Below are 11,897 nucleotides of genomic sequence, written 5' to 3'. Positions count from 1 at the left end.
TACAACACAGTCGTACTGGAAACTTTCTCGGGAGGGGAACGCTGTGCTGCTCGCTGTGATCGCCGCGTGTGAGATCGGATTCTGGGTCCTGCTCGCCGCCGGCCTGGTGACGCGCTACCTGCTGCGGTTGCCGAAGGCCGGTCTCGTCCTGCTGGCCGGCGTACCGCTGGTCGACGTCGTGATGCTGGTCGCGAGCGTCCTGGACATCCACCGGGGAGCGGAGCCGTCGTTCAAGCACTCGCTGGCCGCGATCTTCATCGGCGTCAGTGTCGGGTTCGGGCACCAGACGCTGAAGTGGGCCGACCAGTGGGCCGCGCACTTCATGGGTGGTGCGCCGCGTCCGGTGAAGCCGCCGAAGAAGGGGCCGGAGCGCGCCCGCCGCGAGCGCGCCGGCTGGTTCCGGCACCTGCTCGCGTACGTCGTCGGCGTCGGCATCATGATCGGCCTCGGCCTGCTCTCCGGTCGCGGGTACGACGCGGTGCTCGCCCCAGCCGGCACCTGGACGCTCGTCCTGGCGATCGACGCCATCGTCTCCTTCAGCTACTCCTTCGACCGCACCACCCCCACCCCCCGCGAAAAGGAGCCCGTCTAACGACCTTGAGCCCCCATCAACCATTTCGCGGGGCCGAAATTGGTTGGTGGGGGCTCAAAGTCGGCTTGCTGACGTCCGCGGATCGGGTGGCTACTCGTCGTACATTTTCGGCATGACAATGGTCGGGCGGATCTGGGCGGCGGTCACCGGGCTGATCGTGGTGTGCGGGGTCGTCATCCAGTTGGTGGTGACGGCGACCGGGCACGAGGGGTTCTTCCCGGACAACCCGGAGCGGGTGCTCAACGTGTTCGCGTTCTTCACGATCCAGTCGAACCTGCTGCTCGGCGGGACCGCGCTGATGCTGGCGGCGCAACCGGACCGCCCGCCGAGCCGGCTGTTCGACACCCTGCGGCTGAACGGCGTGCTCTGTATGGCGGTCACCGGGATCGTCTACCACGCAGTGCTGGCCGGACTGGATGATCTGCACGGCTGGGGGTGGGTCGCGAACTTCCTGTTGCACACCGCCGCGCCGGTGGTCGGCGTACTGGGCTGGCTGCTCTTCGGGCCGCGTGGCCGGACCGACTGGGCGATCGTCGGCTGGTCGATCGTGTTCCCGGTGCTGTGGCTCGTGTTCACGCTGGTCCGCGGCGCGTTCGTCGGTTTCTACCCGTACCCGTTCGTGGACGTCGACGAGCACGGGTACGGACGGGTGCTACTGAACTGTCTGCTGGTGGCGGTACTCTTCCTGGCTCTGGCGGCGGGGGCGACCACCCTCGACGGCAGGCTGCGCCGGAAGACAACCGTCGAAAGGTAGACCCGTGCTGGTGACCTCGCGCTCGTACGCCGAGTACGAAGCGATGTTCGACCTGAAGGAACTCCCCGACTCCGTGCTCGACTGCTGCGCGGGTGGTGCCGGCTTCACCGCCGAGGCCGCCGCCCGTGGCGTGGACGCGATCGCCGCCGATCCGGCGTACGAGCTGGACCATCCCGAACTCGTCGACAGCGTCCGGCGCAGCCTGCCGGCCACGTCGGGGATCATCGGCGAGCACGAGGGGAGCTTCGTCTGGCACTGGTACGGATCGCCGGAGCGGAAGGATCAGTACCGGATCGAGGCGGCCGACCGATTCCTGCAGGACGTCGCGGCCGCGCCGGAGCGGTACGTCGCCGCAGGACTGCCGGACCTGCCGTTCGGCGATCGGCGGTTCGAGCTGGTGCTGTGCTCGCACCTGCTGTTCACCTGGGCCGACAAGTACGACCGCGACTGGCACGAGGTCGCGCTGCGGGAGCTGATCCGAGTCAGCAACGCCGAGGTGCGGATCTTCCCACTGGTGTTGCAGGGGGCCGGCGAGCCGATCCCGTGGCTGCAGGAGCTGCTGGACTCGCTGGAGGGCGTGACCCACGAGATCCGCAAGGTGCCGTACGAGTTCCAGGTCGGCGCCAACGAGATGCTGGTCATCACGCGCACCTGATCCTCTGGTGCTTCCCGCTCATCGCGCTAACGGATTACCCGCCACGATGAGTGGGAAGCGGTCCAGGGGGTGCCGGGCAGGTGGCGGGAGGACGGTCTACCACCGACCCGCCCGGCTACCGGATCAGCGGAGGTACTTGCCGCAGACCGGCCACGGCGAGGCGCCGCGCTGCGCGTAGAGCTTCTTCGCGCGCATCAACTGCTCGCCCGCGGAGGCCTTCGCCGGGTTGCCGGAACCGCCGACGCTGCGCCAGGTGCGCAGGTCGAACTGGAACAGCCCGTAGTAGCCGGCCGGGTTCACCGCGCGCGGGTTGCCGCTGGACTCGCAGTTCGCGACCTTGGCCCAGGCACCGCTCAGGTTGGCCTTGCCGCTCTTCGTCGCCGGGCGGTCCTCGGACCGGCTGGACCGGGCCTTGCGCTCGGTCTTCTTCTCGGTCTTCTCAGACTTCGAGGTCTTCTTCTCGGCCTTCTCGGTGACCTTCTTCGGCGCGGGAGTGGCGGCCTTCGTCACGCCGTCCAGCGTCAGGGTCTGCCCAATCAGAATGAGGTTGGGGTCCTTCAGGTTGTTGATCCGGGCCAGTTCGTGCCAGTCGGTGCCGTTGGCCTGGGCGATCTCGGAGAGGGTGTCACCGGACTTGACCTGGTAGTCGGTCGCGAACGCCGCACCGGCGCCGGCTGCGGTGATGCCGGCTCCCAGACCGGCGATGGAGAGGGTTCGGGCCACCCGGCGAGTGCTTCGCCGGGCGCGCGCATGTCGGGCCTTGGACATCAGAAAAGCGCTCCTCGTGAGCTTGGGCATGGTGGAACTCACCAGGCCCCCCGTGCAGGGGAGGGGGCACTCGGACAGGTCACAGGACGGCGTCCGAACGGTCACGCCACGGTAACGGCGCGACCTGAGTCATCCTCTGTGACGTTCGTCGGAAACGCAACCCCAGATTCCGATCTGCCCCGAACTTTTTCCAGGGCCTGACATTCCGAAACCCCAACAACAGAACGGTTTCCGGGCCCGACACGCTGACGACCGCAAGCCGGAACCGATCGGTTTACCACCGCTCGAAAACCGCCGTCCGGGACCAGTTCGACGGTGCTGTCCCGTGTCGTCCGGACGGTTCGCTCGTTGATCGAGACACGGGTGCCGCGACCCGGCGATCGGTGACGCGATCGAGGCGCGGCGGCCGGCGGATGAGGCGACGGAAGTGATGGGGGCAGAAGCGGTGATCCGAGTGGCTCTCGGCCATCGCGGCACGTTGGTGCGTGGTGCACTGGCCGCGGTGCTGGCAAGAGAGAACGACCTGGACGTGGTGGCCGAGCTGGACCGCTCGGAGGACGTCCTCCAGGTGGCCGGGCGGCGTCCGGACGTGTTCCTGCTCGACCCGCAGCTGCCCGGCCGGATCCGGATCGAGGAGCTCTGCCGCAAACTCGCCGGGCGCGGCGTGCTGGTGCTGATCGACCACGAGGCGATCGCGGCGACCAGCCTGGCGCTGGTGAAGCAGGCGCCGCGGATCGGGTTGATCGCGACCGATGCGACCACGGACCTCCTCGTGCAGGCGGTGCGCGATGTCGCGAAGGGGCTGCCCGTGGTCGACGTACGGCTGGCTGTGGCGGCTTTGAGAGCCGGTGACAATCCGCTGACCGATCGCGAGTGCGAGGTACTGCGCCATGTCACCACCGGCGCGACGGCGCAGGAGGTCGCGCGCACGCTCAGCCTGAGCGCGGGCACCGTGCGGAACTACTTGTCCCGGATCCTCGCCAAGACCGGGTCCCGCAGCCGGATCGAGGCGATCCGGAAGGCTCAGGACGCGGGCTGGATCTGAGCGGCCGTCTGAGGTGCTGGTGTCCAGCTGCCGTGCAGGTCGCGGTACATGCGGGACGTGCGCATCAGAGCGGCGTGGGTCCCGAGCGCGGCCTTGTTGCCGTCCAGGACCAGGATGCGCCGCGCGCGCAGGGCGGAACTGATGCGGTGCGCGATCACGATGAGGGTCCCGTTGCGTTGGGCGAACGCCTCTTCGGCCTGCCGTTCGGCCTCGGGGTCGAGGAAGCAGGTCGCTTCGTCGAGTACGACGAGCGGTGCGGGTGACAGGTAGGCGCGCACCAACGCGATCAGCTGCTTCTCTCCCGCGGAGAGTTCGCCTGGTCTGACCTCGGCGTGCAGGCCGCCGATCCGGTCGATCAGTCGCGCGGCGCCGACCTTCTGCACGGCCTCGGCTAGCTGGTCTTCTGTTGCGTCGGGCAACAAGTAGGTCAGATTCTCGTGCACGGTCCCGCTGAAGACATAGGCCTCCTGCGGGATCAGTACGCGGGTCGCGGCGAGCCGTTCCGCGGTCACCTCGGCCGGTGGCGCACCGCCGACCAGCAGCCGACCGCCCGTCGGCGTCAGCATGCCGCAGACCAATCCCGCCAACGTCGACTTGCCGATGCCGCTGGGGCCGACGACGGCGAGGTGTTCACCCTCGGGGATCGTCAGCTCGAGTTTGTCGAGCACTGGCTCGGCTTTGGGGCCGTACGCGAATGTCAGCCCTCGCAAGCGGACCTGGTAGCCGTTCAGCTCGTCGACCGGTCGCGGTTCTTCGGTCGGCGCCGAGTGGTCGAGGATCCGGCCGAGCGTGATCACGTACCGCAGACCGCTGTCGCCCAGCGCGTTCATCACCGTGTTCAGTGCCGGTTGCAAGCCGATCAGGACGTAAGTGAGCCCGCCGAGCAACGTACCCGTGCTGACTCCACGCCCCACCAGCCAGGGGCCGGTCGCAAGCAGGATCAGCAGCGGGAGCCAGCCGCCGACCGCGAAGCACAACGTCCGGAGTGCCGACACCTTCGCCAGTGCGCGCTCCGCCGCCGCGTGGGCCTCGATCGGCTGGCCGGCCAACCACTCGGCGTACTCCTCGGTCCCGGCCGCGGAGATGTCGCGCACCCCGCCGAACACCATCCCGGCCGACGCCGCCAGGTCCTCGTCCGCGGTCAGTGACGCGCGCACCCGGTTCGCCGCCATCCCGAGGACCGCGAGCGACAGCACGAACCCCAGCAAGAACGGCGGTACGACGAACGCGGCGACGAGCGGAGCGAGTGACAACAGCCCGGTCAGTACGCCGAACAGCGTGACCGCGAAACTGCGCAGTACGAGGACCAGACCCGCGAACGTGTCGCGGACGATCTCCACCTGGCGGTTCAGCCGCGCGACCGCCCCGTCGTCCCCGGACCGGAGCGCGCCGCCGACAACCCGGCGTACCAGATCGTCCCGTAGGGGCTCGACCAGCTCACCGAGCCGCCCGTACACCTGCCGCGCGCCGGCCGCCCCCAGACCGGCCGTCGCGACCAGTCCGCCCAGCCAGGCGATTCCTTGCCACGCATGCCCCTCGAGAAAGCTGTCCGTCGCCCGCGCCACCGCGATCCCGTACACCGCCGTCGGCAGGATCTCCGGAACCGACCACCCGATCAACTTGACCGTGGCCCGCCTCCGCAGCGCGGCAGCGCCGTACGACAGCTCGCGTCTCATCCGAAGACAGCTCGGTACGACGTGTCGTGCCAGAGGTCGGCGTGCGGGGCGATGGCTCGGACCTGCCCGTGGTCGAGCCAGATGACCAGGTCTGCGCGCGCGGCGGTCGCCGGGCGGTGGGTGACGATCAGGCGGGTGCGGTGGTGCCGGTCCTCGGTGAGGGTGCGGCTGATCTGGCGTTCGGTCGCGGTGTCCAGGCTCGACGTCGCGTCGTCCAGGACCAGCAGGCGACCGGCCGGCCAGGCGCGGGCCAGGCCGAGGCGCTGCCGCTCGCCACCGGACATCGGTGCCTTGCGCAACGAAGTGAAGTACCCGTCGGGCAGGCGGCTGACGAAGTCGTGGGCGTGCGTGGCGCGGGCGGCGGCGAGCGTACGGACCGGGCTGACCGCGTGCGGGTCGATCGCCTCGCCGACCGTCCGGCCGACCAGCTGCGGACGCTCGAACGCGCACCCGACCGCACTCCGCAGCGCGCGCCTGCTGACGGCCTGCAGTGGTACGCCGTCCAGCGAGACCTGTCCGGTCGACGGGTCCCGCAGCCGCGCGGCGACCGCCGCGAAGACGGACTTGCCGGCACCGCTCGGGCCGACGACCGCGATCGTGATCCCACCCGGGAGATCGAGATTCACGTTGTCCAGCAGGACGTTCCCGTCGGCGACCACGCTGACGCCGTCGAACGTCAGTTGCCCGGGACCGGCCGGCAACGCCAAGGTGCCGTGGGCCACGGGCTCGATCGCGATCACCTCGGCGGATCGCTGGACGCCGGCCTTGGCGCGGGCGAGCTCGCCGAGGACACCGGTCAGGTTGCCGAGCCCCGCGCCGAGCACGGCGTACTGCGAAGCGGCGAACAGCTCGCCCGCCGTGATGTTGCCGGCCACGAGTTGCAGTCCGCCGACGGCCAGGACGGCGACCAGGACGAGCGGACCGACGACCGCGGCCTGCGCGCCGGAGCGTGCCAGGATCCGCCAGGTGACGACGCCGTTGCGGTGCAGTTCGGGGAGCAGGCCGAGGATGCGGCCCTCCTCGCGTTCCGTCGTACCGGCGGCCGTGATCGTGCGGATGCCGGTGAGCGACTCGGACAGCAGGGCGGCGATGCGGCCCTGGGTCTCCTGGTAGGCGAGGCTGACGTCGGCGGTCCGCTTGGCGAAGGTCCAGAGGACCAGCACCACGAGCAGGACGCCGCCGAAGAACGCAGCTGCGAGCCAGGGGTCGATCACTGCCAGGAGGACGAGGCTGCCGAGCGGAGGAGCGATGGCGGCGATCGCGGTCACCGCGGCCGGTCCGGCCTGGGCAGCGTCGGTGGCGTTGGCCGAGACGCGGGTGACGAGATCGCCGGTCTCGAAGTCGCGCGTACCGCCGGGGCCGCCGCGGACGACGTGCCGGACCAGGCGGTGGCGGAGCCAGGCCGTGGTCTCGGCGACACAGGCCGCGCCGGCGAACGCGTCGACGATGCTCGCCGCGATCCCGAGCCCGATGAGCGCGGCCGCGACGACCAGCCAGCGCGTGTAGCCGGTGCCGGCGACGATCGCGTCGACCGAGCGACCGAGGATGGTCGGCAGCGCCAGCGTGACGGCGCTGCCGATGAGCGCGTTGACCCCGATCAGCGGCAACCAGCCGCGACCGTGTTTGGCGACCTCGCCGAAGGTGATCATGAGCCCAGGCCCGTCTGGTCGGCGACGAAGGCGAGGATGTCGGCGGCGAGGTTGATGCCGCCGGTCGTATGTCCGGCGTTCGGCTCGAACCTCAGGAGCACCGGCCGGCTGCTCGCCGTGGCGTGCTGCAGCGCCGCGCACAGCTTCCTTGCGTGCAGGGGGTCCACGCGAGTGTCGTTCCCGAACGCGGTCAGGAGGACGGCCGGGTACTTCACGCCGTCGGCGACACGGTGGTACGGCGAGTAGCTCGCCAGAGTCTTGAAGTCGTCGGGGTTCTTGACCGAGCCGTACTCCGCGGTCCAGCGCTCGCCGAGCCCCGAGAGTTCGTAGCGGATCATGTCCGTCAGCGGTGCCGAGCAGACCGCGGCCGCGAACAGTTCCGGGCGTTGGGTCAGTGCTGCCGCCGTGAGGAGACCGCCGTTCGACTCACCGCAGATGGCTAGCTGGTCGGCGGTGGTCCAGCCTTCGGCGATCAGGTGCTCGGCGGCGCCGATGAAGTCGTCGAAAGTGTTCTGCTTGTTGTGGCGGGTGCCTTCGCGGACGGTCGCGGTGATGAATGAGCCACCTGCTTCGACCCAGGCCAGCGCGAAGGCGGAGTACGTCGGGGTGAGCGACTGCCCGAACCCGCCGTACCCATAGAGAATGGTGGGACGCGGCCCGGGCTTGCCGATGACCCGCAGCTCGACGCCGGAACTGGTCGTCAGATGGTGTGTCTTGAGATCCCGGGATTTGGGCGGCTGGGTCGTCTGCCCTGTGCTCGCGTCGTAGGAGCAGACCGTCGGCGGCGTGACGCTGTCCGTGTAGGGGAACCAGGCGCGATTGCCGTGCGCCGCGAGCGAGCCGACGGACCCGTGGCCGGGCAGGTCGAGGGTCCGGAGCCGTCGGCCGGTTGGCCGGTCGTGGACGGTGATCTCGGTTGCCGTGCTGACCAGGACGACGTCGTCGAGGACGGCGAGGCCGGTCAGCGGGGCGTTCGGCTGAATGTAGTCATGCCAGACGGTCGGCTTGGTCGGGTCGCCGATGCAGATCCCTTGCGTGGTGACGACGTACAAACGGCCGTCCGGACCAACTGACATGATCGTGGTCGCGTCCTGCGGCACGTGCCTCGGCGGCGCGTCCGTGGTCAGGTCGGCGAGCCACACATCGGTCGTCGTGCAGATCGTCAGCCAGCGACCGTCGGCGCTGATCTCCAGTCCGTACGACGCCTCGTCGGCGAGGATCGTGGTGTCGTCGGGGTCGCCCAGGCGGTGGCGGCGTACCTGACGGAAGCGCACGTAATAGAAGGTCGCGTTGTCCGGGAGCCAGGCCACGGGGGAGTAGCGGCAACCGTCGATCGGGCCGTCGATCGGCTCGCCCGTCAGCACGTCGAGGACGTGGAGCGACGAGCGCTCGTCGCCGCCGCGGGAGAGTTGGTAGGCCAGCTTGGTGCCGTCCGGAGAGGGCTGCCAGGCGTCGAGCGTAGTCAGACCGCTCGGGTCGAGTTGCTTCGGATCGAGCAGCGGCGTCTCGTCGATGTACAGCACGGCGTACTGCTGCCCGGTCTCGCGGCGCAGGGTGAAGCAGCGGTCGCCGCGCCAGACGGGCGTGGACACGCTGCTGACGTCGGACAGCTGCCGGACGCGGTTCTTCCAGCGGAACCGGCTGGTCAGCGACGCGGCGTACCTCAGCCACAGGTCGTCCTGGTCCCGCAGCCAGCGCTCGGACGCCGAAGGGTCCTCGAGCCAGCGGTACGGGTCCGCGACGGTACAACCGTGCACCTGCTCCACGAGCGTCAGACGCTCGGCGCATGGATAAGACTGCACGGAATCGATCACCTCACTCTCCAACAACACAACGAGCCCGCAGGCCCGGGGCTACCCGGAGACAGGTCGGCCCTGGGCGGGCATTGCCCACCCAGGGCCTCACTACCTGACATACAGGTGCCGTTATCAGTGGCAGAGCAGCAGGCTCAGGTTGCTCGGGGTCTGCGAAGCGCAGCCCAGCACGGTCAGCGTGGAGCCGCCGTGGTGGTGGCCGCCGTGGCCGTAACCCGGGGTCTCCAGACCCTGAAGGTCGAGAAGTGCCATGTGTTTACACCTCCTTCGGTGAAGTTCGTCGGGACAGGGACTCGGACCACTGGGGAGGTCCGAGGAACGGGAGGGACACCGGCGCGTCGTGCAGCGCCGTACCCAGAGCCAGCAGGACGCCGGCCGATCCGGTGGCCAGGTCCATCGAGAGACGGAGCAGCTGGTTGCCCGGGTACGCGAGGCCGCCCTCGAACGGCATCGCGTGCCAGCCGAGGCCGTGCACGAGGTCGTCGACCTGTTCATCGAGTGAGGCGGCGGCGAGGAGAACGCCGGCGCGACCCATGAATAGCCCGGGCTGGACGTAGTAAGAGCAGTGGGTGACGCGCTTCAGCTCGTCGAGGGTGTTTGCGAGCTCTTCGGACGGGCGGTGGCGCAGGTAGCGCTCGAGGACGAGTGCGACGCCGACCGAGCCCTCTTCGAGGTACGGCAGGGTCCGCCAGCCCTGGTTGACCTGACGCATCCCGTCCTCGGTGAGCACGGTGCGCTTGAGGTCCTGCCGGATCGCGATCTCCGCAAGGTCGAGCAGACCGGTGTCACCGAGCTGCTCGAACGCGTTGACGAACAGCAACGCGGGACCGGAAGACCCGAACATCAGCCCGGCGCGTGCGTGCTGCCCACCGCTGATCTCCGGTACGTCGGGCTGCAGCCGGTCAGCGACCAGGTCGAGCACACGGACGGCCTTCGCGCGGAGCGTCGGTTCGGTGTCGAAGTGCAGGAGGTTCAGGCCGATGCCGGCCAGACCGGAGTGCAGTCCGAGCTCGCGGGAGCTCCAGTCGTCGGCGAGGGTGCGTTCGACGAGGTCGAGCGCGTCCTGCCGGTGGCCGAGCTCGTCGAGGACGTGAGCGACGCCGTGCAGGCCGTCGTACAGCCCGGGGCCGGCCGCGGTGTTGAGGGCTTGCTTACGCAGCCAGTCGTCGTACTCCGGGAAACGCCCGGCACCCGTCTTGGCGAGTGCGTAGAGGACGCCGGCCGCGCCGGTGGCGAGGTCGATGCCGCCGCCGTCGCGGAACTGCGCGATGTCGCCGGGGAACAGGCGGTCGGTGCGTTCCGGGGTCGCTGCGGCGACGATCGACTTGGTCAGCGCCGCGCGTACGTCGGTCCACTCGGCCTTGCCGGGCAGCGCCAGGCCTTCGAGCTCGTTGGTGGTGTCGGCGCCGACGATCGTCCGGACGGCCTCGTTCAGCGTTGCGCGCGGCACCGGGAAGGTGTCGGCGATCATGTCGGCGAGCTGGAACGCCTTGCCGGGATGGAGATTCAGCAGAATCGTTGCCTGCGGCGCATAAACTCCGAGCGCGATACAAGCGAGCGCGTACCGGTCGACGTCGACACCCTGCCGGTCCTGCGGAGCGGCGTACCCGGGATGGGCGAGCGTCGAACGGGCCCGGTCCTCGGCCCTCGTCGCGACCTCGAAGTCGATCAGCGTCAGCTTGCCGTTCACGTCGAGCAGCAGGTTGTCCGGGTGCAGGTCGCAGAACACCACACCCCGCTCGTGCAACTGGCCGACGGCCTCGCCGACCTGGGCAATCATCGCGGTCGCCCATTCGGCGTACGTCGCCTTGTCGGCCTCGGTCGCGTCCGGATGGGTCAGCGGATAGCGCCGTACCAGCTCGCGTTGCAGGGACACCGAATCGATGTGCTCCTGCACGAGGAAGTGATGGTCACCCAGCTGCAGGTAGTCGTGTGTCTTCGGTACGGCGTCCAGGCCGTCCAGCTGCTCGAGGATGTCGCGCTCGTGGGCGATCCGCGCGACCGCGTCCCGCCCGGCCATGTCGAGACCCGCGTGCGGGCGACCCTCTTTGAGTACGACGCGGTCGCCGGTCTCGTTGTGGTGGCCGACGTACACGCCGCCGCCGTTGGAGAACTGGATGACGCCGTCGATCGTGTACGCGAGGTCGTTGGTGGTGACGGCGTTGCGCGCGTCGAGGTGCGGCTGCAGGAAGTCCGGGAGCTGGACCCAGGGCGGCAGGACGAAGGTCGGGCCGCGGTGGTCCGGGACGAGATTGCCCTGGGCGTCTTCGATCGCCAGGACGCGTTCCCCGGTCGGGGAGAGGCAGTATCTGCTGACGAAGGCGCCGTACCGGACGAACAGCGGACCGTCGGCGTAGCGCAGATCGCTCAGGATATAAGGGCCTTCGACGCCTTGGAGGACTTCGTCGAGCTCCTTGAGCACGAGCTCGAGCTGTGTGTCGTCGGTCGGGTAGATCGTCACCAGCTTGCCGCTCGACCCGCGGGGAGCAGCCTTCGAGTTCGTCATCACCAGGACGGCCTCGTTGCGCAGGAACTTGAACGCGATGCCGCGCGGGACGCAGTACTCCCACACGGCCGCGAGCGTCCGCTCGACGTCCTGGAGCCGGGCCGAGACGTGGATCTTCCAGCCCTGCTGGGGAAGCCGGAGACCGTCGGGCGCGTAGTGCATCCACTGCTCGCCCGGCACGTGCTGCCAGCCGCTCGGCACCGGCCGCTGCGTGATCGCGAAATCCGGATGCTGCGCACCACGGTTGGCCGGCGTCTCGTAGAACCGCCGATCCGCAAGGCAGTAGAACTCGTAACTCTCGTGCATGACTGTCCGACCCCCCTTTCGTGGCCCCGCCACATCCTGGGTGCCTCGACCGGGGTCGGCGTAGTGCACGATGTCATCACTCTCATGTGAAGAACCCACGCACTACGAGTGAGTAACTAAACACTCTTCGTT

10 protein-coding genes are annotated in these 11,897 nt (G+C 69.2%); 4 read left to right on the top strand and 6 right to left on the bottom strand.

The genetic code is table 11. The features are described from left to right. Nucleotides 1-43: 43 nt before the first annotated feature. From E0H45_RS07800 to E0H45_RS07790, 3 genes are all read left to right on the top strand, one after another. Nucleotides 44-592: a 2TM domain-containing protein gene (locus tag E0H45_RS07800; RefSeq protein ID WP_131335571.1), complete on the top strand. Its 549-nt coding sequence runs from the start codon at nucleotides 44-46 to the stop codon at nucleotides 590-592. Between the two features lie 112 nt (nucleotides 593-704). Then, the gene (locus E0H45_RS07795) at nucleotides 705-1,346 is read left to right on the top strand and encodes a Pr6Pr family membrane protein (RefSeq protein ID WP_131335569.1); all 642 of its coding nucleotides are present in this window, start codon (nucleotides 705-707) and stop codon (nucleotides 1,344-1,346) included. A 4-nt stretch (nucleotides 1,347-1,350) separates the two neighbouring features. Then, nucleotides 1,351-2,001 carry a class I SAM-dependent methyltransferase gene (locus E0H45_RS07790; protein WP_131335567.1) on the top strand — a complete coding sequence of 217 codons (651 nt, stop codon included), beginning with the start codon at nucleotides 1,351-1,353 and terminating at the stop codon, nucleotides 1,999-2,001. A gap of 123 nt (nucleotides 2,002-2,124) precedes the next feature. Here the strand turns inward: E0H45_RS07790 and E0H45_RS07785 are convergent, their stop codons facing one another. Next, nucleotides 2,125-2,769, bottom strand: coding sequence for a transglycosylase family protein (locus E0H45_RS07785; RefSeq protein ID WP_131335565.1), 645 nt, complete (start codon nucleotides 2,767-2,769; stop codon nucleotides 2,125-2,127). A gap of 445 nt (nucleotides 2,770-3,214) precedes the next feature. On the opposite strand from E0H45_RS07785, the gene E0H45_RS07780 reads away from it, so the two are divergent. After that, complete coding sequence (locus E0H45_RS07780) at nucleotides 3,215-3,814, top strand: response regulator transcription factor (protein ID WP_238154849.1); 600 nt, start codon at nucleotides 3,215-3,217, stop codon at nucleotides 3,812-3,814. Here E0H45_RS07780 and E0H45_RS07775 read toward each other — a convergent pair. The 5 genes from E0H45_RS07775 to lanKC form a co-directional block, all read right to left on the bottom strand. After that, nucleotides 3,793-5,490, bottom strand: coding sequence for an ABC transporter ATP-binding protein (locus E0H45_RS07775; protein ID WP_131335563.1), 1,698 nt, complete (start codon nucleotides 5,488-5,490; stop codon nucleotides 3,793-3,795). The two genes, E0H45_RS07780 and E0H45_RS07775, sit on opposite strands and share 22 nt — an antisense overlap. Further along, nucleotides 5,487-7,139, bottom strand: coding sequence for an ABC transporter ATP-binding protein (locus tag E0H45_RS07770; protein WP_131335562.1), 1,653 nt, complete (start codon nucleotides 7,137-7,139; stop codon nucleotides 5,487-5,489). The genes E0H45_RS07775 and E0H45_RS07770 overlap by 4 nt, the downstream gene beginning before the upstream one ends. Beyond that, nucleotides 7,136-8,941 carry a prolyl oligopeptidase family serine peptidase gene (locus E0H45_RS07765; protein WP_238154848.1) on the bottom strand — a complete coding sequence of 602 codons (1,806 nt, stop codon included), beginning with the start codon at nucleotides 8,939-8,941 and terminating at the stop codon, nucleotides 7,136-7,138. Before E0H45_RS07765 ends, E0H45_RS07770 begins: the two co-directional genes overlap by 4 nt. A gap of 126 nt (nucleotides 8,942-9,067) precedes the next feature. After that, complete coding sequence (locus E0H45_RS07760; RefSeq protein WP_130387812.1) at nucleotides 9,068-9,205, bottom strand: SapB/AmfS family lanthipeptide; 138 nt, start codon at nucleotides 9,203-9,205, stop codon at nucleotides 9,068-9,070. A gap of 4 nt (nucleotides 9,206-9,209) precedes the next feature. Beyond that, nucleotides 9,210-11,765, bottom strand: coding sequence for a class III lanthionine synthetase LanKC (lanKC, locus tag E0H45_RS07755; RefSeq protein ID WP_131335560.1), 2,556 nt, complete (start codon nucleotides 11,763-11,765; stop codon nucleotides 9,210-9,212). Nucleotides 11,766-11,897 lie beyond the last annotated feature (132 nt).

It is taken from the genome of Kribbella soli (assembly GCF_004331345.1).
Taxonomy (GTDB): Bacteria; Actinomycetota; Actinomycetes; order Propionibacteriales; family Kribbellaceae; genus Kribbella; species Kribbella soli.
This window is presented reverse-complemented; position numbering and strand designations above follow the sequence as displayed.